The following is a 22,886-nucleotide window of genomic DNA, read 5'->3' as shown; positions in this document are numbered from 1 at the left end:
AAGGTGACAGAATTAATGATGTCAGCTGGGTTTATTTGGTACCAAATATTTTATCGCCCGCATCGCCTAATCCGGGCAATATATATCCGACATCGTTTAGTTTTTCATCTATGGCGGCAACCCAAATTTCAACATCGGGATGAGCCGTTTGCAACCGTTCGATGCCTTCCGGCGCAGCGACCATAAAAATCCCTTTGATATCTTTGCAGCCGGATTCTTTTATCAGATCAATCGTGGCGATCACCGTACCGCCGGTTGCCAGCATGGGGTCCAAAATCAATGCAATCCGCTCCTCCATCTGGCTTGTCATCTTGACATAATACCGGATCGGTTCAAGGGTTTCTTCATTGCGGTAAAGGCCGACAACGCTGACTTTGGCCGTGGGTATCAGATTAAGGACGCCGTCCATCATACCCAGGCCAGCCCTTAGAATCGGTACGACGGTGATTTTTTTGCCTTTAATTTTTTCAACTTCAACTTCACCGGCCCAACCCTGGATGGTGACGCTTTCTGTTTCCAGATGTTTAGTGGCTTCATAAGTCAAGAGATTGGCCAGTTCTGAAGCAAGGTCACGGAAATCTTTGGTGGTAATATCATTTTCCCGCATGAACGCTAATTTGTGCTTGACCAAAGGGTGATCTACGACATGTACCGGCACGGGGACCTCCTTTTGCGATAGGTTAAGAGCATGGTAAGACAGGTAGGAGAAATACAGATACAGCTGTATCGTGAGTCATTAATTGCAGCTTCGTATATGCAATTAATACCCCTGTGTCAAGACAGAAGAAGATTTAAATGGGGGCTAAAATTCGCCTAAAGGTCGCTTAAAGGTATATGCGGCAGGTTCTTTAATCAGCTTTTTAGTCGCCATATCGGTGTTGTCACCGCCAGCCGAAAACGGCAACGAGACCAGCCAAAAAACCGATCCAACCGCTGTGGCTACTATACCGATGGGCCGTACAACAATGGTGTCATACATCATGGCGCCGCCGCCGGGTTCTTTGGCTTCGAAATAATCCTGAGCCTGGGCTGAAGTCGCAAAGGGCAAGCAGATCAAAGCCGCGATCACACCGATAACTGCCCATTTCTTTGTTAAGTTCATAACTGCCTCCTTAACCTATCTATCGTCCAGAACTTGAATTTCATTAGTAATTTCCGAGCCGATGCAGTGCGATCTAAGAAATATACGTCGCGTATCCGACCGTCAAGATCTATTTTATTGCGGTCAGCACTCGGAAAAGCAATGGGTTGAATCCCATTTCACTTAAGGCTATATTAACATTAATTTTTTAATATGTATACGCATTTGTTAAAAAAAATTAAAGATTATAAAGATATACGTTTTGGGGCCGGTGGTAACGCGCTGTCACCCAAAATGATTTTTAGACCATCTTTCCGGTTTGATAGGAGGGTTGAACCTTAGATTTGATTAACCGGGAGACGTTACCGATAATTTTAGCGTCGCTTTAATGATCGAGTGGCATTCTGCCAGCCGAATCACCGACCGCCGGGCCATTGTTGCCCATATGGGAAAAATCTGTTGCTGATAATAACACCATGACAGCCGATAATTCAAACATCGAAGTCGCGGTTGCTTTACCGGTTTACCAGACCTTCACATACAGCGTGCCGCCTTTTTTAAGTGCTTTTATCGCTGTTGGTAAACGCGTTCTGGTTCCATTCGGGCAACGCCGTGTAACCGGCTACATTCTGGACGCTGCAACCGAAAGCAAGCCCAGCGATATCAAAGACATATTGGATGTGCTCGATCAGGAGCCACTCTTTCCGGATGCGATGATTCCATTTTTTCAATGGATATCTGATTATTACAAACATCCCATCGGTGATGTTGTCAAAAATGCGCTTCCCGGTGGTCTTAACCTTTATGATTATGCGACCCTTTCGATCACGCCACAGGGTCAGGATGCGTTAAAAAATAACACCGCCACTGCCCTTAAAGGGTCGGTATTAAAGCTGCTTTTATCGGGACCCTTCCGCCTCAAGCACCTCAACGATAAGTTAGATGAAAGGGTGCCCGGAGCGCTTATTCAGGCCCTACTGCATTGCGGATGGGTATCAAAAACCCGTGAATTGAGACCGGCGCCGACCCGCACCCGTACCGAGCGCTATATCGCGCTTGGAAAGCCGATTGCATCTACGGATCGGCTTTCAAAGGCCCGCCGAAAGGTCATCGAGATCATCGATCAGCAAGGGGAGCTGTCAATGCCGGAGCTCAAAAAACAGGTGCCCACTGCAGCTCGCCTGGTCAGGCTGCTTGAAAAAGATGGGTATCTGATCATTCGACACAAACGTGTCTATCGCGATCCTTTTGGGGAGCCCATACGTGCAGATACAGCGCATGACTTGAATTCCGAACAGCAAAGTGTTGTGGCACAGGTCAACAAAAGCATGCGCAGCGGCTTTGCCACCTTTCTTTTGCAAGGTGTCACCGGCAGCGGCAAAACAGAAGTTTATATGCAAATTGCCAATAGCGTCCTTAAACAGCAGAAATCCGTTTTGGTCTTGGTTCCTGAGATTGCTCTGATCACCCAAATGGAGCGTCGTTTTCGTGCCCGATTTGGAGAACGCATCGCCGTCCTTCACAGTGGTCTATCTGCCGGTGAACGCTTAGATCAATGGAGTCTGATCCAGCAGGGAAAAGCGCAGATTGCTATCGGCGCGCGATCGGCTATTTTTGCGCCTTTTCCGGCTGTCGGTCTGATTATTGTAGATGAAGAGCATGATGCCTCCTACAAACAGGAAAGTAACCTGCGCTATAATGCCAGAGATCTTGCAGTGGTCAGAGCCAAGCAGAATGATTGTATTGCATTGCTAGGGTCGGCAACACCGTCGATCCAATCTTACCACAATGCCCGGGCCAAAAAATTTATTGAAGTCAATCTAAAACAGCGGATCGAGCAGCGTTCGTTGCCGGCCATAAAAATTGTGGATCTCCGTGAAAGCATGGGATTTCGGGGTATTCGCCGTTTTATTACATCTGAATTGCAGCGCTCAATGAAAGAAACACTTGATCGCGGTGAACAAGTCTTGCTGTTTATCAATCGTCGCGGGTTTGCCAGTTTTGCGCTCTGCCAATCTTGCGGTCAGGCGCTGCGCTGCAAACATTGTGATATTTCCCTGACCTATCACCAAAAGGCCAACGCTCTTCGATGCCATTACTGTGGGTACTCTCGTGCGGCAACCAACAGCTGTGACAGTTGCAGATCATCGGAGATTAAAAAAATTGGACTGGGTACGGAAAAAATTGAGACGACGGTGCAAGCACTTTTTCCAAAGGCCCGCATCGCGCGTATGGATCGGGATACGACCACCCGCAAAGGCAGCATTTTTAAAATGCTCAAAGGTCTGAACGACCAGTCCATCGATATCTTGGTGGGCACCCAAATGGTGGCCAAGGGTCACGATTTTCCGAATATCACTTTGGTGGGAATTATCTGTGCGGATTTATCCTTAAGTTTTCCTGATTTTAGAGCCGGTGAGCGAACATTTCAGCTGATTGCACAGGTGGCCGGCCGAGCGGGCAGGGGCGCATCACCGGGCCGGGTTATTTTACAAACCTATAATCCAGAACATTTCAGTATATCGGCGGCTAAAAATCAGGATTTTAAGGCCTTTTACAAACAGGAAATCAATTTCCGCCAAACATTGAAATATCCGCCGTTTTCAAGAATAATCCAACTTAAAATTTCTGGTAAAGACCATCAATTGACCCGTGACCATGCCGCTGCCCTCGGAAAGGTTTGCCTGTTGCTGAAAACCTCAAAGGCCTCTGTTTATGAAACCGTTGAGATTTTGGGGCCGATTGAATCTTCGTTGGCTAGAATTGCCCGCCGATATCGATGGCAAATTCTTTTAAAAGCTACGCGCGCCAAAGCGTTGCATCAATATATCGGTCAGCTCATGGCTGACCATCCGGGGATGTTTAACAATCGTAGGGTAAGGGTGGTCGTGGACGTCGATCCGGTCTCCCTCCTCTAAAACCGTTTTATAAGCAATCATATTTTGCCCGATAGCGGTGTTACTCATCGTCGAAATTTACTCGCGTACTATAATGTACGCTCCGTCATTTCGACGACTCGCGCCTTGCTATCAGACAAAATCTAATCACTTCTAAAACGGTTTAACAATTTAAAAAAATACACTCGGACGAAACATAAGCGCTATTTGACCGGTTTAACCTTAAAACGATTTGGTTCGCCCGTTGGGCCCGTTGAGCCCGTTTGCCGGTTAAAAATGGAATCTAGCCTATTCAACAGGTCAAGCGGCAACCGGCTAACCTGTATATGACAATTAAAGGGTAACGTATGAGTGGCAAATCAAATATAACCGCTATGGGTTCTGACGGATGAAATTGAATGTCGACTTTTTAGCGGGAAATTGATTCTAATGGATGCAGAAAAACAAAGCGTTTCAGATGCTTAATTGCCGACTTCTTGACATCTATCAGCAGGCAACATAAAATTTCTATAGTCAGTCAATTTTGAGGTTACGGAAGGAGTTAGCCTGATGCAAAAAGTGACAGGTGCAATCTTAATATTGATCCTAATGATCATTTGCTTTGGAACACTCGCGTATAGCGCCAAAGCAGTTGATACACCGGTCGTTTTGGCGACCCTCTATTTTAAAATGGATTCCGCCGAGATCGATCCGAAATTCAAAAAGGATCTAAAGAAAATTCAGGCAGCGCTTGAGGCCGCTCCAGACATGGGGCTGCGTATTGTAGGCTACGCCCACCAACCAGGCGACCTCCGCAAAAATCGTGAGGTTATCCAAAAACGGATTCAGGCTGTTCAGCAATGGTTTTCAATGCAAGGCATTGCCAAAAACCGCCTGAAAGCCAAAACCTTTATCGACAGAAAACCGCCGGTGCAAAAATTGAAAACCGAAGATGCGGCACCCCGAGAGCGTGTTGAGATTTTGCAGATTTCCTTGAAGCAGCCGCTGGCGGTTGTCCCGGCGCCTGCCCACCAATTCGAACCGGTGGCTGAAGGCCAGGAAGTTGCCCATGCATTTATCGTTCAGAACAAGGGCTCTGCACCGCTTGAAATTAAGCGCGTCAAAACCGACTGAGGGTGCACAGCGGCCTCTTATACGAGGCAAATCCCTCCCGGCGGTGAGGGCAAGGTTACACTAAAGGTAAATACACATAGTAAGGGCGGCCATACGATCCGAAAACACGCCACCTTATTTACAAATGATGAACAAAATCCACGCTTGAAGCTGACCATTTCTGGAAACGTCGATAAATTTGTCACCATTCGGCCCAAGCGGGTAAAATTGCGGGGCATTGCCGGAGATGAGATCAAAAGCAAAGTGACAATTACCCCCAGAAAGAAATATCCGTTCAAAATTGTGAAGGTCAGCGCCAAAGACGGCAAAGACATCCGATTCGAACTGTCTGAAGAAAAAGGTGAAAAGGGGCCGGTTTATGCGCTGTTGATCGAAAACAAACGGTCGCAAAAAGGGCGCTATTTCGACATGATCACTCTGGAAACCGACAGCAATATCCAACCCAAACTCAGCATCAGGGTGTATGGTGATCTACGGCAACGGGCTGACGACAAAAAAGAGCAAACCCAGTAAATCCAAATGAAAAATATTCGTGTGGTTGCATTTGACTGTGACGGTGTTCTTTTCGATACTGAAGCGGCCAACTGGGCCTATTACAATCATCTTTTGGAGCATTTTGGCAGACCGACACTGACAGCGGATCAGTTTGCCTATGTCCACCAGCATACGATAAATGAATCCATTGTGCACTTGTTTGGCAGCCAGGAGGCCATCGCTGCGGTACACGCCTATCGTGAGCAGTTGGATTACGGCGAGTTTCTTAAATACCTGAAAATTGAGCCTCACCTGACCCCGCTGCTCAATAGGATAAGACCTCAGATAAAAACAGCCATTGCAACCAACCGTACCGATACAATGGACCGGCTGCTCGCTGAATTTAAACTAGTGGAATACTTCGATCTAGTGGTCACGTCTGTGGATATCCCGCGTCCGAAGCCACATCCGGACATGCTGCTTAAAGTATTATCCCATTTTGGCATTGCTTCGAATCAGGCCATATACGTTGGTGATTCGCAGGTGGATGCCGAAGCTGCCAGTGCGGCAGAAGTGCCTTTTGTTGCTTTTCGTAATGAAGCGTTAACGACGCCTTATCATATAGAAAATTTAAAAGAACTTGAAAGCTTACTGGAGGTGTAGACATGTCGGATGAGCCTGTTGAATTCAACAATCAAGGGGAAAGTGAATCGGGGGATGAATGGGAAAACCGGACTTTGTGCAGTGATGAAAGTTGCATTGGTGTCATTGGGCCGGACGGGCGTTGCAAAGAATGTGGTCGCGCTTATGAAAAAGATCCTTCTGAAGATGAAGAGCGCTCTGCTGAAATGCCAGATGACCAGCCGGCCGATGTTACAGATGACAAAGCGCCTGCTGCGTCCGACACTGATGATGAGTGGGAAAACCGCACGCTATGCAGTGATGAAAGCTGTATCGGCGTGATTGGACCCGATGGGCGCTGTAAGGAGTGTGGGAAATCCTATAGCGGCTAGTTTTGGATGGCCCAGCGATTGAAAACCTTCTCTATGCCAGCGCGATTTCTATTATAGACCCTCTCCAAAATTGTCACCACCGTGTTTCAAATCCGGCAGCGCCAAAATTGACGAATGCCGGATATCCTGTTAATATTATTTTATATCCCTCATAAAATGGTGCGGGCGCATGCCGGAGCTTCGGCTGCACCCTGCTGGATGTAAATCGAATGTGGAGTCGCCTGTGTATCTGATTGATCTCATTCCGACGCCCATGTGGCGAGATATCGTCGATATTCTATTTCTGACCGTTGTCGCCTATCAGTTGTATGTATGGTTCCGTGAAAGTCGCGCGCTGCGTGTCATCATTGGCCTGGTGGCTCTGGGGGGCGTTTATTCGTTGGCCAAACTATGGGACCTCTATCTAACCACGTGGGTCTTTCAGATATTATGGCAAGTACTTCTTATTTTATTGCTGATACTGTTTCAGAGTGAAATCCGCCAGGTACTAGAGCGCGTCAGCCCAATGCGATATTTGCGATCTCGGCGGCGAGCGTTTAAAAAGACTTTTGGCCGCGAATTATCACAGCTGCTGTTTGAGATGGCTGACGATCGAACAGGTGCTTTGCTGGTGCTAGCCCGAAATGACAATCCTTCTGAATTCATTCATGCCGGGCAGACGATTATGGCGCTGCCCGATCCGGCTTTGATCAAAAGTATATTTAATCGCTATGCTCCCGCACATGACGGCGCCATCATTATAAACCAGGATCGTATTACCCAAATGGGTTGTATCCTGCCGCTGTCCGAGAATGAAAATTTACCGACTCAATATGGCACCCGGCACCGCGCGGCATTGGGTCTATCTGAAGTCACGGATGCTGTTTGTCTGGTGGTTTCTGAGGAACGCTCGGAGGTGGCCACCGTTTCAGACGGCAAGATTGTAACTTGGCAAGACCCTGATGCGTTAACGGCCCATCTCAATGAAGTCATCGGCGGTCCCCAGATCAATGTGCCTGCTTTAAAAGACTTCCTAAAAGGACTATTGATTGAAAACTGGCGTGTTAAACTCAGCGCTCTGGCGCTGGTTACCATCGCCTGGGTGGCTTTGGCGAGCCAGCAAGAATCAGAGCTGACTGTAGCGGTTCCCGTGCAACATACCAATATGCCCAGTCAGCTTGTTATCGGACAGGGGTCAACTCCCACGGTGGATTTAACCCTATCGGGTCGACGCAACAAGATCCGGACCTTGAGAGATCAAGATGTGCAGGTCAGTGTAGACTTGAGTAATTTCGATGCTGGCAAGCACCAGGTCAGGCTCTCTGCCAAAAACATTTTCTTGCCTTTCGGTGTCAAAATTGATCAGGTCGCCCCGCAAAAAATACTGGTCAGTCTGCAAACCCAATCCGAAAGTCAAAAATCAAACGAGAATCCCCCCGCTGAAAAGCACGCTTTTTAACAGCCGATCCCATGATATTGATCACGCAAAGCCGCTAAGCCGCAAAGCATTATATTTTTTAACCTAAAAAATTCTTGGCGACTTTGCGCCTTTGCGAGAGGCTTAAAGCATTAGCTCATTTTTATCTACTTCAGCGGTAGCGTAATCGTAAAAACGGCACCGCCGCCTTTTTCGTTGTTGGCAACAATGTAACCTTTGTGATCCTCAATGATGCCATGGCAAATGGACAAGCCCACGCCCATTCCCATGGTTTTTTTGCGTGTGAAGAACGGATCAAAAATTTGTTCCAGATCTGCTTTGGCGATACCCGGTCCGCTGTCTTTGACTTGGATAACCAGTTCTTTATTTCGATTGAACGTGTCGATAAAAATGTCACCGCTATGAGCTGGGTTTTCTTTCAGCTTCTTTTGAAAATCGGCATCACCGGTTATGGATTCGACAGCATTGTTGATCAGATTCATGAAGACCTGCCCCAACTGTTGCGGTGAGGCAGTTAACTTTGTTTTTGAGGCTTCCATATTCAGATTAATCTTTACCCGGCTTTTCGTCAGGAAACTGCGCACCAGCGTTGCAGTGTTTTCAATAACCTGATTGATATCGACCGGCTGCTTTTTCTCTTTACCCGGCCGATTAAGATCGATCAGGTTGCGGACCGTATCTCGAATGCTTTCAAATGCACTTTTAACCAGATCCAACTGCTCTAATAATTTTTTATCTTTTTTATGCTGGTTCTGGATAACATTAATCAGGGCCGTTATGCCTTGAAGCGGTGAATTGATTTCATGTGCAATGGAAGCGGCCAACTGGCCGGTGGCGGCCAGTCTTTCAGAGCGGATCAGCTGGTTCTGAAGCATTTTCGTCTGTGTAATATCACGGGCGACACACAAATAGCAGAATTCTCCCAAATAGGTAATATAACGGCAATTGATTTCATTGGGTATGCGGCCGTTGGTTTTGGACATCAGGTTCAGCTCAAACCGTGCTTCTTTGTCACGGCTGACTTTTTCCATCGTGTTTTTGATAAAAGAGATTTGATCGGCTTCAACCAGGTCGCTGATATTTAAATTCAACAATTCTTCTTTGGTATACCCGGTGGTTTCAAGAACGCGCTCGTTGCTTTCAATAAACTGCCCGTTGCGATTGAGAATAAAGACACCTTCAGCAACATTATCAAACAACTCTTTGTAGCGCATCAACTCTTCGGCCTGTTTGAATTCTGTTGTATTGGACGCAATGATGGTGGCCGCGACCACTTTGCCGCTAATACGCAGCGGACCGACACGGTAAGTGTACCAGGTGGCATCGGTGTTTTCACCTATCAGAACTTCAAAACTGTCGGTTTCTCCGGTTCGAAACACACTGTCAACACTTTCCATGGCCATTTCCTGATACGGCTGCGGTAGAAAATCATAAAAGCATCTTCCCATCATTTGATCCGGTGAAAGTAGGCCGGTAGATTGGTTGATAAAGTGAATCGTGCCCTCGCGATCAACAGTCGTGATGATGTCCGGTGCGGTTTCCACCAATGACCGCCACAGCTCCTCCGATTCATCCAACTTTTTCTTGGCCAGTTTTAACTTATTGATGATGGATTGGGCGTGGGATCCGAAAATTATAAACAGACACAATACGATAACCCGGATATAGACATCATACAGATCAGGGCCGAAAAGTTCAGCGATCAAATTAAACCGGTTGGAAAAAAACAGGTTTAAAATAGAGTCCAGAACCCAGTAAATGGTTGCGATCAGAATAACGGTCAAAACCATATTGTCCGCTAAACCTTCATTCTCCAAGGTAAATTCAGTTTTCATTTTGGATTCTCTCTTTAAATGGCGCATTGCGTCTCAGTGGGCACTTGCGTGCCGATCTTTTTTTTGTGCTTGCCAATTTGTTACACATTTGAATTATTTTGGTTTGTTCATATAAAAAAACATGCGCTTGCGCCACATGTCATTGTTGGTGACACAAACATCGCCAAGGTCCTCCCGGGAAGCGATAATGGTGCCAAAATCTTCTGGAGACAGCTCGCCGCATGCATCTCCCGACCATGCGGTAAAATCCGGTTCCACGGAAATAAATTTTTCGAAGATATCTGCGGTTACCGAAATACTGCAGCCCATTTCCGGTATGACAATGGTATCATTTTCTTTTTTTTCATCATAAACATAGTAGGCAATCATTGTTCCTCCTGCTTTGGATCATGAAATGTATTTGCAGAACAAGACTGTAGGTGTAAAGGCGATGGTCGTTTTGCGGGGCCGTTATCCAATATTTCATCAGCCGCTTTCATCAGCCGTATTGATAAAATAGATGATGGACCCCAAACTTTTCAAGAACTTTTTACAAATTGTTATCATCGACAGCAATCCGGCAAGCCATCGCAGAGGTCTCCCTCGGGGCAAAAATGGAAATAAAAGTTGATTTTTAACCCAATTTGACATAAAAAACACCAACCGATTAAATGCTTGGAGGCCCAAATGGGTTTTTTAATGGCTGCAAAGAAAACATCAGATAAAAAAGATTCCAACAAGCACGATCGTCGCTCAAAAGTCGATCGGCGACAATTTTCTTATACTGAGTACATTCCCGAAAGGCGGTCAAATGAAGACCGACGCAAGCCTGAAAAAGAAGAGCAAAACAGGGAGTGACTTAAAGCACATTTGCCAAATGCGATCATCAAAAAAGGAATCAGCTTCAATCTGATTCCTTTTCGTTTTTATGACGCGTTTGTATTCGGCCTATTGAATGCCAACACTTTTGGTATGATGAGTATATAAATGAGGGTGTTAACAGTTTCCGACCGGGTCGAACCCGTCTTATATGATCAGTTTGATCCCCACCAGTTTGAGCGTATTGAACTTATTCTGGCCTGTGGTGATCTGCCGCCGGAATATCTTTCATTTTTATCGGATCGACTGAACGCACCGCTTTATTTTGTGCGCGGCAACCATGATCTGCGCCATGGTCAAAAACCGCCTGGCGATTGTACACATTTGGCCCATGATTTGGTTGAATTTAAGGGTAAAACCATTCTGGGATTGGAGGGCTCGCGTTGGTACAACGGCGGCCCCCACCAGTATACCGAGCGGGAAATGCACTGGAAGATTCAGCGGTTGCGTCCGCGAATCTGGTGGCGAAAAGGTGTAGATATCGTTATCACCCATGCGCCGCCGCGACACATTCATGATGCGGAAGATCGATGCCACAAAGGCTTTAAGAGTTTTCGGTGGCTGATCGAGAAATATACACCGACTTATTTCATTCACGGGCATATCCATGCCCATTTTGACGATGCATCCCAGCGCATAACCGTATACAATCATACCCGGGTGATCAACACCTTCGGGTATTATGTGTTTGATATGGATGACAACGGCAAACCTTAACGGGTTGCACCCGGGTTCGAAACCTATAGGGCAATTCTGATGCTTAAATCCTTCAAAGAGGTCCAGAAAAATGAAGCGGCCTATGAAACCCGCGATCGCGGCATCCGCTCGGTTCCCATGACACAAATCGTCGGCAGTGTTGGCCGTTATCTCGATTTTGACGATCGCTTTGGAATCCGTTCACATGTGCCTGTTGAACGGCTTGAAAAAATCAAGAGCAGGATGCGCTCGGGCAAAGTACTGCCCCCTGTTAAGCTTTTTCAGATTAAAAATGAATACTATGCGCTGGATGGCAATCATCGCATCTCAGCGGCCAAGGAACTGGGCCATGACGAAATTCGGGCCAAGGTAACCGAATTTATTCCTTCTAAGGGATCTCTGGAGAATTTGCTGTATCGTGAAAGAGCCCATTTTGATGACCAAACCCAGTTGCCACATACCATTGAGCTGACGGATTTTGGCCAGTATGAGCTTCTGATCGAACAGATTTCACGCCATCGGGATTATCTTGACGGTCAGAGCAAGGGGCCGGTGACGCTGCCGGATGCTGCCAGAGATTGGTATAAAACTATTTACCGGCCCCTGCATGCCATCATAAAAAAGGGAAATTTAATCGATCATTTTCCAGGTCGAACTCTGGCGGATCTGTATACCTATATATCGGTTCACCAGTGGGAAAAAAATGACCACGATCTCAGATACGGAATCGGTATCAGTCAGCTGGTGCCCAAGACCATGGAGGCATTTAGAGATAAAATGGCCAATTTAAAGGAAACGGAATATCCGGATATGTTGCGCGAGATTACCGCTTTTGTGCTGATTAATGTGTCTGCTAAAAAAGAGGTCCGGCTTGTGGATAGGCTTTTCAAACTGGAGGAAGTCAAAGAGGTGCATTCGGTCCACGGTAGTGTTGATGTCATCGCCAAGATTGTGTTGAAACGCGATCTGGTCTCCTCGGATGCCGAAACCATCGGGGACTTTGTGCACAACAAGATACGGCAGCTTTCGGGTGTGATCAGCTCCCAGACGCTAATTCCGGGGTACTCTAAACAAAAAAACGACTAAATAATTGCCGGTTGAGGAGAATTCCGATAGAGCGGCTTCATGAATAATCACTCGCGAAATCCGTGCAAACTCGTGTATAAAGGCTCGTAGAAAAAAACAGCTAGAAGAAATATAACAATAAATTATATAAGAATATGCGTGATTCAGGAATCCGTAGCTCCTCGCCGATCCCTGTTTTTTTACAACGATCCCTAATGCACTCAAACAGTGCGCGGTATTCGCGAGTGATCATTCATTTCGCTCATCGGGAGCGGTTGAATGAATAATGCCACAACCCCTTAGACAAGTAAAAGCTATTTCAAAAATAGTGGATCACGTCCAAAGGCAAGGCGAAAACCGATTCAAAAGTGGAGTCCGCCTCCGGCGGATTAGTATTCGAGCATTTTGAATCGGTTTTTAACAAAGCCTTTGAGCGTTAGACACATTTTTGAAATAGCTTTTAATCTTCGACAGTGATCGTCCCTATCTTCTGGCGAATAAATCCATGAATCTGGTTTGAAACTTCCCTGTGCAGGATGCGGTCGACGCCGGCGCCGGTGGCGACCGAAACTTGGGTAAAATTTTGATCGATCCGCGTCACTTGCACCGTCACCGGTGTGCCATTTGGTCGTCTTGCTAAAAATTCGGTTTTTAGCTCGTCCGACACTTCCTTTAGAATTGGTATATCTAGATTTTCCAATGCCTCCGAGCTGGCCTGCACGGTGGCACGATAATCGGAATGATAGGTTTCAATTGTGCGGCCGCGCAGTTGGGCACAACCGGCGCTTAGCGTCAGCAAAAGACCCATCATCCAGATGGCTGATTTAAAATAGAGGCGTTTCATATGTTTTCAAATAGGCTCCTTATCATTTCATAATATCTGATTTGCCTGCGATAGTCAAAATACCGCCAATCCCATAAAAGTCCATTTTGTGCCGGTATCTCTTCTGGCCGGAATAAACTGTTGGCCGGATCGATTAAAAACGAAATACCGGCTTCAAGCCGCGCTTTTTCCTTTTGTACTTGCAGATTTAATCAATTTGGTACAAAATTAAGCGGCCGTTCAGTAAAAGCTGCAATCACCGATGGTGTCGCGACCATCGTTTCCCAACTCTTAGCATTTTGGGCACTGGAATTTGACTATGGGAAATCGCAAAATCCTGGTGGTTGATGATGAACGCGATATGCGTATTTTTATCACCACAGTGGTGGAAACTTCCGGATTTGAAGCCACTGCGGCCCGCGATGGAACCGAAGCTGTTCAAAAGGCCAGCACAAACCAACCGGCGCTTGTCATTTTAGATGTCATGATGCCTGAAATTGATGACGGTCTTCAGACCTATCGACACTTTCGTACCGACCCCGCATTATCGTGCATACCGATTATCATTTTATCTGCCATTGCCCGAAAAACATTTTTGCATTCGATCAGATTGTTAAGCCCCGGCCAGGGTTTGGAGTTGCCGGAACCCGAAGCGTACATGGAAAAACCACCGGATGCGGGCGAACTCAGCCGCCTGATTCACGAACTTTTGGGAAGTCAATCATAATTATTTAACATCACCGGCGTTGGTATGTTCAAACTCTTTCATCACATTAGCAGCAGCATCATATCCAAGCTGACGATCCTCGTTGGGCTGATCCTGTTACTGAGCATTTCGATATGGGCCTATTTTAACATCAACTACCAGCATAAAAAAATCATGCAGGGTATTGTTGAAGGTGCCGATGGACTGTCTCATTCCATCAAGCTTGGTATGCACTATGCCATGATGAACAATTTAAGAAAAGATATTACGCTGATCATTAAAAATATTGCTCAAGAGAAAAAACTTGAAAACATCCGTATTTACAACAAGGGCGGTGAAATAAAATTTTCAAATAAAGACGCCGAGGTGGACACCATCACCAACATCAAAGATGAGGCCTGTTACATCTGTCACCGCTCGGAGCCGCCGCTCTCCGAATTGAGCCTGTCGGAAAGAACGCGCATTTTTACCGATTCCCAGGGGTACCGATTGCTAGGCATTATTAGCCCCATTTACAGTGAGCCCGGTTGCGCATCTTCCGTCTGCCATGCGCATCCGGAAGATAAAAAGGTGCTGGGCGCCTTGGATCTGGTGATATCGCTAGACCAGATAGACAAAGAGCTCGGTGTATTTAAGGGCTGGCTGGTGGCCTTTGCCGCCATATTGTTTTTGATCACCTCAGCGGCGATCATATTTTTTATTCTGCGCTTTGTGAAACGGCCTATAAAGAAAATGATTGACGGCACACAGCAGATTGCCAACGGCGATTATTTAAATCAGATTGATGTCGACCAGGTTGATGAGCTGGGCCGGCTGTCGGTTGCCATAGACAAAATGGGCAAAAGAATCGGAGAAAAACAAACCGAACTGAACAAGCAGCGTAATGAATACCAGAATTTGTTTGAGCAGGTTCCTTGCATCATCACCGTTCAGGACCGTAATTATAAATTGATTCGCTATAATCGGGAATTTGACAAGAAATTTAATCCCATGCCCGGTGATTACTGCTATGCTGCCTACAAAGGACGCAATGAAAAATGCGTGATTTGTCCGGTGGAGAAAACTTTTGAAGACGGCATGTCGCATTTCAGCGAGGAAAGAGGCGTAGGCAAAGACGGAAGTCCGACCCATTGGATTGTGCAAACATCTCCGATAACAAATGAAAACGGCGAAATTGTGGCTGCCATGGAGATGAGCCTGGATGTCACCGAAATCAAATTGCTCGAACAGGAGCTCGAAAAATCTGAGAAAAAATACTACGCAATTTTTGATAACATCCCCAATCCCGTTTTTGTTTTGGATATGGATACGCTCGAAATCCTGGATTGCAACACCAGTGTCGAAACGGTTTACGGCTACAAAAAAGATGAGATAATGGCCAGGTCCTTTATGAAGCTTTTTAGACCGGAGGAACAGGACCATTACCGGAATTTGATCAAGACCACCCCGGTTATCAATCAGGCCAGACACTTGGATAAGAGCGATCGCACACTTTTTGTCAACATCCGCATATCACCGCATGAATATCCCGGCGAAAAAGTGTATTTGGTGACCACCAGCGATATTACCCAGCGGCTGGAAACCGAACAGCAATTGATTCAGGCCAGCAAAATGGCAACACTGGGCGAGATGGCCACCGGTGTCGCCCATGAGCTCAATCAACCCCTGTCGGTCATCAAGACGGCCAGCCGCTTTTTTATGAAAAAAATCCGTAAAAATGAAAAAATTAAAGACGATATCCTTCTGACCATGTCTGAGGAAATCGACACCTATGTGGATCGGGCCACCAAAATTATCAATCACATGCGCCAATTTGGTCGCAAATCAGACATTACGCTGGAAAAAGTCCAGGTTAACACCATCTTGGAAAAAGCGCTTGAAATCTTAGGACAGCAACTCAAAGTTCGCGGTATCGAACTGGCGCGTGATTTGGAGCCGAATCTGCCCCTGATCATGGCCGATCCGGATCGCTTGGAACAGGTGTTTATCAATTTGTTGATCAATGCGCGGGATGCCATTGACGAGCGCTGGCAATCCCAACCGCATCCCAAAGACGCCAAAGCCATCCGGTTAAAAACGCGATCCAATGACGGTGTGGTCACTGTTGAGTTTCATGATACCGGAACCGGAATTCCGGAGAGCATTTTAGAACGAATTTTCGAGCCTTTTTTTACCACCAAAAAGGTGGGACAGGGTACCGGTCTGGGCCTTTCCATTAGCTATGGCATCATTCAGGATTGCAACGGTAGCATTCGCGCCGTCTCCCGCGAAGGTGAGGGGACGGGTTTCATCATAAAATTTCCCATCGCAGAAGAAGAATGACGGAAAAATCAATATTACTGGTTGATGACGAAGAGGGAATCCGCAAAGTCCTCAGCATTGCTCTATCAGATTTGGGTTATCAGGTACATTCCGCCGCCAATGGGGTCGAAGCGTTGCGGGTTTTTAAAGCCAAACAACCGCCGATTGTGCTGACCGATATCAAAATGCCTGAAATGGACGGCATTGAACTGTTGCGCCGTTTAAAAAAAATCAGCCCGGATACGGAAATTATCATGATCACCGGTCACGGTGATATGGGTTTGGCTATCAAAAGCGTTAAGTATGAAGCCACCGATTTTGTCACCAAGCCCATTAATGATGAAGTTTTGGAGATTGCATTAAATCGAGCAGCCGAGCGCATAGAGATGCGACGAAAGCTCAATGAATACACCCAGAACCTTGAGCAACTGGTGAAAGAAAAGACACAGCAGCTGGTTGAAGCTGAACGACTGGCTGCGGTCGGTCAGACGGTGGCGGGACTCTCCCATGCCATTAAGAATATTACCGGCGGGCTCAAGGGCGGTGCGTTTGTGCTGGAGAAAGGGATCGAGCTCAATGATCAAAAGTATCTGATGCAGGGCTGGGAGATGATCAAGGGCAATGTTGATAAGATCACCAACCTGTCGCTGGATTTGCTCAACTACGCTAAAGCTACCGATTTAAATATCGAAGCCGGTGATCCTCGCGAGCCGGCTCAAGAGGTCATAGATCTGATGCGCCCTCGTGCCCAGGAATTGGGAATCGAGCTGGTCAGTGAATTTGCAGCAGATTTGCCGGAATGTGACTTTGATACGGATCTCATTTGCCGCTGTCTGCTGAATTTGGTGTCAAATGCAATTGATGCCTGCCGCAATAACGACCCGGATGAGCTGGGCAAAACCGTGACCGTCCGGGCGCAAAAAAGGCGCGGGTGGGGGGTTGAATATCAGGTGCTGGATAACGGTTGCGGTATGACGGCAAAAACAAAACGGAAACTATTCCAACGCTTCTTTTCCACCAAAGGTTCCGAGGGAACGGGCATCGGGTTGATGATCAGCAAGAAAATTGTTGATGCCCATCAAGGCATAATTAAAGTCGAATCGCAAGAAGATGTCGGCTCTACATTTTTCATCAAACTTCCTAAAAAGCCAAATGGATGACATTTTCCTTCATTACCGCCAGCTCGGCGATCTTTTAGACACCTTTTCAATGGGGGTTATGGTCGTGGGGCCGGATCGCAAGATCATTTCTTTGAATCACTCTGCCGAAATTATTACCGGGTACAATGAATCGGATTTGCGCGGCCAATACTGCAGCCAGGTGTTGCTTGACCCGCTGTGCGGCGGCGAATGCTATTACCTGGATGCTGTTGAAAGCGGTCGTCAAACCGGCAGTGTCGATTTTGAGGTCAGCGACAGCCAGACCGGCAAGCACAATATTACGCGGATTATCACACCCATTTTTGGACCGGACCAGACCCCATTGGGGTGTATTGAAGTTTTTCAGGATCATACCGTCTTTAAAGATCTGCTTGAACGCGTGCGACACGATGATCGACGGCTGAAAATTATTCTGGACAACCTCGATATTGGCGTTCTGACAGTTGATCGCGGCGGGCATATCACGTTTTTCAATAACCGGGCCGAAACTATCAGCGGCTTCAACCGCGGCAATGTGCTGGGAAAATCCTGCAGTACCATATTTGGCAAAACCGCCTCCCATGAAATGGTGCTGTTTGAGGAAACCATTGCCGACGGACAAGCACGTTCAACCGCTGAAGGGGAAATCAAGACCCGCGATGGACAGGCCATACCCATCAGAGCCAATTTCATGGCGCTTAAAAATGAGGATGGCCGCATTGTCGGCGGACTGGCGACGATTTCGGATCTATCATTGAAATATCAATTCAACAGTGAAATAAGAGGCCGCTATACGTTTTACGATATGGTCGGAAAGGATCCGGCCATGCAACAGATTTTTGAGATTGTACCGGTTGTCGCGGCCAGTGACGCCACCGTTCTGATTGAAGGCCCCACCGGCACCGGCAAAGATGTATTGGCCAGGGTCATTCACAATGCCAGTAAGCGCTCGAAAAAACCGCTGGTCAAAGTCAACTGCGCAGCATTGCCGGATAATTTGCTGGAATCCGAAATGTTTGGCTATGTCAAAGGCGCTTTTACCGGAGCAGACAAAGACAAACCGGGGCGATTTCAGGAAGCGGATCGCGGCACCATTTTTTTGGACGAAATCGGTGATTTGCCTTTATCGCTGCAGGCCAAACTGCTGAGGGTTCTGGAAGACAAGGAATTTTATCCGCTGGGCAGCCGCAAGACCACCCGGGTGGATGTTCGCATTATATCCGCGACCAACCAGAATCTTGAGCAGTTGGTCAGAGAAAAGCGATTCCGCGAAGATTTGTTCTACCGGTTGAATGTGATGCGTCTGGATTTGCCTGCATTGAAAAATCGGCGGGGTGACATCCCGCTACTCATTTCCCATATTCTAAAGCGCCTGTGTGCGACCCGGGACACGACCGTTGAAAAAATTTCAAACGACGCGCTGGAAGTGCTGTTAAACCATGATTATCCCGGAAACGTCAGAGAATTGGAAAACATCATCGAACATGCCTTGATCGTCTGTCAGGATAAAATGATTGAGCATCATCATTTACCGCTATCCCTTCAGGATGATCTGTCATCCCGCTTGCCCGACGATAAGTCGTCCTTTGAGAAAAATATTGAATACAGCGAGAAAACCCTGATTTTAAATGCCCTGCAAAAACACAACTGGAATAAAGGCAAGACCGCTTCTGCGCTCGATATGAACCGATCCACCTTGTGGCGCAAGATGAAAAAATACAATATTTTCAGCTAATTTATTCTCCACCCCCCCATATCCGATCCGACGCTAACCCGTCACATATTCTGAACACCGACCATCAAACTTAGGAATCATAGCAAAGATGATTGCATTTTGATGCAGTAATTGTTGCAATATGTTGCAGTTCTATAGGTGTATTCAGGTGGATCTGCGGTATTTTTATAAATAATTGTAATTATATAGTAATTAATAAAATTTAAAAAAATTACTCACCAATTTAGGATCATTCGCCTCAATATCATCAAAAATTTGTTTCAATTATGCAACATTCACTTTGGTCGATATTCCGGCGGCATTTCGCTTGATGAATTTTTAAGTAACTAAAATAATTTAAAAATAAATGATTTAAAGTTCATCTTAAAGTGGCTGGCACGTTTGATGCTCATAGTAAGGTTGCACGAACGGGTAAACAACTGTCGCAACGAATCCATAAATTTTGATGGGAAGTAAAAGACTGCCATGAATGCTGTCACCTTAAATACAGACGGCACCATTCACTACGAGGGAAAAGCCGTCGATGCTGAACGGCTCGATTTACTCAGCTGTCAGATTGCACTTGAGGAAGCATACACCCTGAGAAGCTTTTTCAGGATGCTCGAAAAATATGCGCTTTTTAATCAGTTAAATGCGTTTTTCCCCACCTATTCGGAACAGGTCCAAGGCTGTCCGCAACAGGGATGCGATGCCGGTCTGCTCGATCATCTGGAATTCGGTAAAACAGTGGAGATGATCGGCGTTCCGGATAAGCGTCTGGAGATATACAATTCCCTTTTTGGCGTCCATGCCAGCCAGACCTCTGAGATTAAGTCCATGCAGCTGGCCGGTTTGCTGGATGTGCCGCTCAAGCTTGGAAGGCTGAAGCATGTCGTTTTCGGGGACCGTGTCGATATTTTTGAATTTGATACGGTCTACACGCTGTTCGAATTTATCGATGGGATTGCGTGGCAACTGAGTTTTCACGCCACCCCTGAACACTGCGAGCTAAGGAGGTAAGTGAGATGTTTAAAAAAATCCTTTTTGCCACAACGGCTTCCCCCACTTGCGATAACGCTGCCAAAGTGGCCTTCGATCTGGAGCTGAAGTGGGATGCCAAGCTGTTTATTTTTCACGTACTGGGCATTCCCAGTCGCGGCTATAGCCCTTTTGTTACCGATGTGAGAACCGGTGAGCTTATGGAGCCGGATCCGGACTATATCGATTGGGTCAGAGAAGAAATGAAAAATACCTATGGCGCTTTGTTGGCCGACAGTGAAAATGCGGTTATCGAAGCTGCGGTTGGCGTCCCATACAGGGAAATCTTAAGAAAGGCTCGCAAGGAAGACATTGACCTGATCATTATGGGATCACATACCCGGCAGGAGGATGTCGGTGCGACCCGCTACCGCAGTATTGTCGGCAGCACGATGCAAAAAGTGGCCAAATCCGCGCGCTGTCCGGTGGTGATCATCAGTCGCCCCTGTACCACCTGCTGGAAATTGTTTTCCAATATTGTTTTCGGAACCGATTTTTCCAAGGCTGCCGACTATGCCTACAAGTGGGCTTTCGGCTTAGCCCGCGAGGTGGGCGCTAAACTGCATCTTTTTCATGCCTGCGAAATCAACACCAGCTCTGCCGGCGCCACTATGGAGCAGTCAGCGATTGAGAAACAAATTGAAGCCGCGCGGCAAAAAATTGAAAAGCGTTATGTCGCCAAAATGAACGGGTATGACAATTACGACATCGAAGTCCGCGAAGGGATTCCATACGTTGAAATATTGAAGTTTGCGCGTGAAAAGACCGGCGATCTGATTGTCATGGCTCACCACACGCGGGAAATTGATCCTGAAGAGGCGGAACTCGGCAGCACGGTCGAGCAGGTTGTTCTGCGATCCGCCTGCCCGGTGGCCAGTGTCAATCATCCGGATAAAGTCGCTCATCTTTAAACGTCGATGCCCGTAATGGCAGCTTGTGAGGATAGGGTTTTCGTATGAAAAAGAAAACGGTTCTGATCGTCGAAGATGAATTGGATATGCGAATCTTCATCTCCACGCTTCTGGAAACCAGCGGATATCAGCCGGTGATGACCCGGGATGGAAATGAAGGCATGCTCAAAGCCAGAGATGTGTGTCCGGATCTAATCATACTGGATGTCATGATGCCTGGCGAAGGCGGCGTTCAAATGTACCGGCAGCTCAAAACGGATGAAACATTGTGTGAGATACCGGTCATTATGCTGTCAGCCGTTACCCAAAAAACCTTTGCGCATTATTTGAATATGGTCAACGCGCGTCTCCAGGAGCCCATTCCGGACCCGGATGCCTATATTGAAAAACCGCCTGAAGCCGAGCATCTGCTCAACATGACAAACGCGCTAATCGGTTCGCATTAACGGTATTTGCCATCGGTGCGAGCACGCGGTTGAGAAACAGGACGGCCAAGGGAAAACTGAAGCAAGCCAACAGGAGTCGAACCAATGTTGACACGAATTGAGTGGGACTGGGAACCTGGCAGCAGGGAAATAGCCGATATCAGCCAGTGGCATGCAACCTATAACTGGGTGGAGGAGCTCTGCGTCAGCCCCAACGGCGAGCAGGTCGCTGCCATCGTCAACTTGGCAGAAGGTGAGTTTAATGTCTGTGTGAATGGAAAAGCGTGGGAGACCGTATTTGATAAAATCTGGCACCTGCGATTTACACCCGACGGTCGCCCGGTCGCTTTTGTGTCTGAAATGGGAGAGTGGACCATAGCCGTGGACGGCACGTCCTGGAAGAACAACTTCGGCTATGTGTGGGATATGCAGTTTAGCCCGGACGGTCAGAACATTTCCGTCGCTGTTCAGCAGGATATGACATACGGTATGGCCTTAAATGATGTTGTCTGGGAAAAAACATATTCCAATATGACCAATCCCATGCTCAGCCCCGACGGCTCCCACACCGCCGCCGCCGTTCAGGTGGCTGATTTTGGTGAAGGTGAAATACTTAAATTTCAAGAGGGTGCTTTTACCGTGGCCGCAGATGGTCAACCCTGGGATACGACATTTGTCAATGTCTGGAAAACAGCCATCAGTGCGGACGGCGAAAAACTGGCCGCCGAGGTGCGGCTGAATCTCTACGATTACACCATAGCCGTCAATGGTACACCCTGGCCACAAACCTTTGATTGCGTCTGGGAGCCCATATTTCATCCGGAAAACAACGCCGTCATCGCTCCGGTCCGAACCGGCGGTAAATGGGTGCTGGCTCAAGATGGACAGATCGTCTGGGATCGAAAATTTGTGCAGCTCTGGCATCCGATGATCAGTTCCGACGGCAGTACGCTGGCAGCGATCGTGGCACCCAAGTACGGCCGTTGGACCGTTGCCGTCAACGGGCGCCCCTGGCCGGTGACGTTTAAAGATCAAATTAGCGATGCGGTCTTCAGCCCGGATGGTAAGCGAGTTGCGGCGGCGGCTAAAAGCGACGGGCGCTGGTTTATTGTTGCTGACGGCGCCGTGTGGCAAAACGGCTTTGACAGGGCCTGGCCGCCGGTATTTAGCCCTGGTGGAAAAACGCTTGCTGCTAAAATTGAAAAAGACGGCAAATACAGCATTGTTGTCAATGATCGCATCTGGGATCAGGCATTTGATGCCATCTGGGATCCCGTGTTCAGTCCCGACGGCGATAAGATTCTACTGCGCACACTCCATAACAATATCTATGTGCGCCGCATTGTACCTGTCGAAGAGATTTTGCGCTAAAAGGGGGTA

General features: G+C 47.2%; 20 protein-coding genes and 2 pseudogenes. 17 read left to right on the top strand and 5 right to left on the bottom strand.

The window, feature by feature from the left end; all coding sequences use genetic code 11:
* Positions 1–31: 31 nt before the first annotated feature.
* Positions 32–658: a uracil phosphoribosyltransferase gene (gene upp / locus QNJ26_13110; protein ID MDJ0986473.1), complete on the bottom strand. Its 627-nt coding sequence runs from the start codon at positions 656–658 to the stop codon at positions 32–34.
* Between the two features lie 144 nt (positions 659–802).
* Positions 803–1,102, bottom strand: coding sequence for a hypothetical protein (locus QNJ26_13105; protein ID MDJ0986472.1), 300 nt, complete (start codon positions 1,100–1,102; stop codon positions 803–805).
* Between the two features lie 455 nt (positions 1,103–1,557).
* Between QNJ26_13105 and priA the strand changes: the two genes are divergently transcribed.
* The 6 genes and pseudogenes from priA (at position 1,558) to QNJ26_13075 (ending at position 8,016) form a co-directional block, all read left to right on the top strand.
* Positions 1,558–3,999, top strand: a complete 2,442-nt coding sequence (priA, locus tag QNJ26_13100; GenBank protein ID MDJ0986471.1) for a primosomal protein N' — start codon at positions 1,558–1,560, stop codon at positions 3,997–3,999.
* A gap of 648 nt (positions 4,000–4,647) precedes the next feature.
* Positions 4,648–4,893 (top strand): annotated as a pseudogene (locus QNJ26_13095) (OmpA family protein).
* A 30-nt stretch (positions 4,894–4,923) separates the two neighbouring features.
* Positions 4,924–5,604 (top strand): annotated as a pseudogene (locus QNJ26_13090) (DUF1573 domain-containing protein).
* A 6-nt stretch (positions 5,605–5,610) separates the two neighbouring features.
* Positions 5,611–6,228 (top strand): HAD-IA family hydrolase, encoded by a 618-nt coding sequence (locus QNJ26_13085; GenBank protein ID MDJ0986470.1) that lies wholly within the window; start codon positions 5,611–5,613, stop codon positions 6,226–6,228.
* Positions 6,229–6,230: 2 nt separating this feature from the next.
* A complete protein-coding gene (locus tag QNJ26_13080; protein ID MDJ0986469.1) occupies positions 6,231–6,578 on the top strand; it encodes a hypothetical protein in 348 nt (115 codons plus the stop codon).
* Positions 6,579–6,801: 223 nt separating this feature from the next.
* Positions 6,802–8,016 (top strand): diadenylate cyclase, encoded by a 1,215-nt coding sequence (locus QNJ26_13075; protein MDJ0986468.1) that lies wholly within the window; start codon positions 6,802–6,804, stop codon positions 8,014–8,016.
* 125 nt (positions 8,017–8,141) lie between these two features.
* Here QNJ26_13075 and QNJ26_13070 read toward each other — a convergent pair whose 3' ends face one another.
* Positions 8,142–9,830 carry a PAS domain S-box protein gene (locus tag QNJ26_13070; GenBank protein ID MDJ0986467.1) on the bottom strand — a complete coding sequence of 563 codons (1,689 nt, stop codon included), beginning with the start codon at positions 9,828–9,830 and terminating at the stop codon, positions 8,142–8,144.
* A 93-nt stretch (positions 9,831–9,923) separates the two neighbouring features.
* Positions 9,924–10,199, bottom strand: coding sequence for a hypothetical protein (locus tag QNJ26_13065; GenBank protein ID MDJ0986466.1), 276 nt, complete (start codon positions 10,197–10,199; stop codon positions 9,924–9,926).
* Between the two features lie 297 nt (positions 10,200–10,496).
* Between QNJ26_13065 and QNJ26_13060 the strand changes: the two genes are divergently transcribed.
* From QNJ26_13060 to QNJ26_13050, 3 genes are all read left to right on the top strand, one after another.
* Complete coding sequence (locus QNJ26_13060; protein ID MDJ0986465.1) at positions 10,497–10,667, top strand: hypothetical protein; 171 nt, start codon at positions 10,497–10,499, stop codon at positions 10,665–10,667.
* A gap of 129 nt (positions 10,668–10,796) precedes the next feature.
* Complete coding sequence (locus tag QNJ26_13055) at positions 10,797–11,405, top strand: metallophosphoesterase (protein ID MDJ0986464.1); 609 nt, start codon at positions 10,797–10,799, stop codon at positions 11,403–11,405.
* Positions 11,406–11,444: 39 nt separating this feature from the next.
* Positions 11,445–12,470, top strand: a complete 1,026-nt coding sequence (locus QNJ26_13050) for an Lrp/AsnC ligand binding domain-containing protein (GenBank protein ID MDJ0986463.1) — start codon at positions 11,445–11,447, stop codon at positions 12,468–12,470.
* A 439-nt stretch (positions 12,471–12,909) separates the two neighbouring features.
* Here QNJ26_13050 and QNJ26_13045 read toward each other — a convergent pair whose 3' ends face one another.
* Positions 12,910–13,293 (bottom strand): DUF3568 family protein, encoded by a 384-nt coding sequence (locus QNJ26_13045; GenBank protein MDJ0986462.1) that lies wholly within the window; start codon positions 13,291–13,293, stop codon positions 12,910–12,912.
* 298 nt (positions 13,294–13,591) lie between these two features.
* Here QNJ26_13045 and QNJ26_13040 point away from each other — a divergent pair, with 298 nt between their 5' ends.
* The 8 genes from QNJ26_13040 to QNJ26_13005 all read left to right on the top strand — a co-directional run bounded on the left by QNJ26_13040 (position 13,592) and on the right by QNJ26_13005 (position 22,877).
* Positions 13,592–13,999 carry a response regulator gene (locus QNJ26_13040; GenBank protein MDJ0986461.1) on the top strand — a complete coding sequence of 136 codons (408 nt, stop codon included), beginning with the start codon at positions 13,592–13,594 and terminating at the stop codon, positions 13,997–13,999.
* 24 nt (positions 14,000–14,023) lie between these two features.
* Entirely contained in the window at positions 14,024–16,300 is a 2,277-nt protein-coding gene (locus QNJ26_13035; GenBank protein ID MDJ0986460.1) for a PAS domain S-box protein, read from the top strand.
* Positions 16,297–17,439, top strand: coding sequence for a hybrid sensor histidine kinase/response regulator (locus QNJ26_13030; GenBank protein MDJ0986459.1), 1,143 nt, complete (start codon positions 16,297–16,299; stop codon positions 17,437–17,439). Before QNJ26_13035 ends, QNJ26_13030 begins: the two co-directional genes overlap by 4 nt.
* Positions 17,432–19,153, top strand: a complete 1,722-nt coding sequence (locus QNJ26_13025) for a sigma 54-interacting transcriptional regulator (protein ID MDJ0986458.1) — start codon at positions 17,432–17,434, stop codon at positions 19,151–19,153. The genes QNJ26_13030 and QNJ26_13025 overlap by 8 nt, the downstream gene beginning before the upstream one ends.
* A gap of 465 nt (positions 19,154–19,618) precedes the next feature.
* A complete protein-coding gene (locus QNJ26_13020; GenBank protein ID MDJ0986457.1) occupies positions 19,619–20,152 on the top strand; it encodes a hypothetical protein in 534 nt (177 codons plus the stop codon).
* Positions 20,153–20,157: 5 nt separating this feature from the next.
* On the top strand, positions 20,158–21,081 hold the full coding sequence (locus tag QNJ26_13015; protein MDJ0986456.1) for a universal stress protein: 924 nt from the start codon (positions 20,158–20,160) through the stop codon (positions 21,079–21,081).
* 44 nt (positions 21,082–21,125) lie between these two features.
* Complete coding sequence (locus tag QNJ26_13010; protein MDJ0986455.1) at positions 21,126–21,527, top strand: response regulator; 402 nt, start codon at positions 21,126–21,128, stop codon at positions 21,525–21,527.
* Between the two features lie 84 nt (positions 21,528–21,611).
* Complete coding sequence (locus tag QNJ26_13005) at positions 21,612–22,877, top strand: WD40 repeat domain-containing protein (GenBank protein MDJ0986454.1); 1,266 nt, start codon at positions 21,612–21,614, stop codon at positions 22,875–22,877.
* The last annotated feature ends 9 nt before the right edge of the window (positions 22,878–22,886 follow it).

This window comes from Desulfobacterales bacterium, assembly GCA_030066985.1.
In the GTDB taxonomy this organism is placed as follows: domain Bacteria; phylum Desulfobacterota; class Desulfobacteria; order Desulfobacterales; family JAHEIW01; genus JAHEIW01.
Note: the sequence above shows the minus strand (reverse complement) of the source record. Positions and strands in the feature narration are given on the sequence as shown.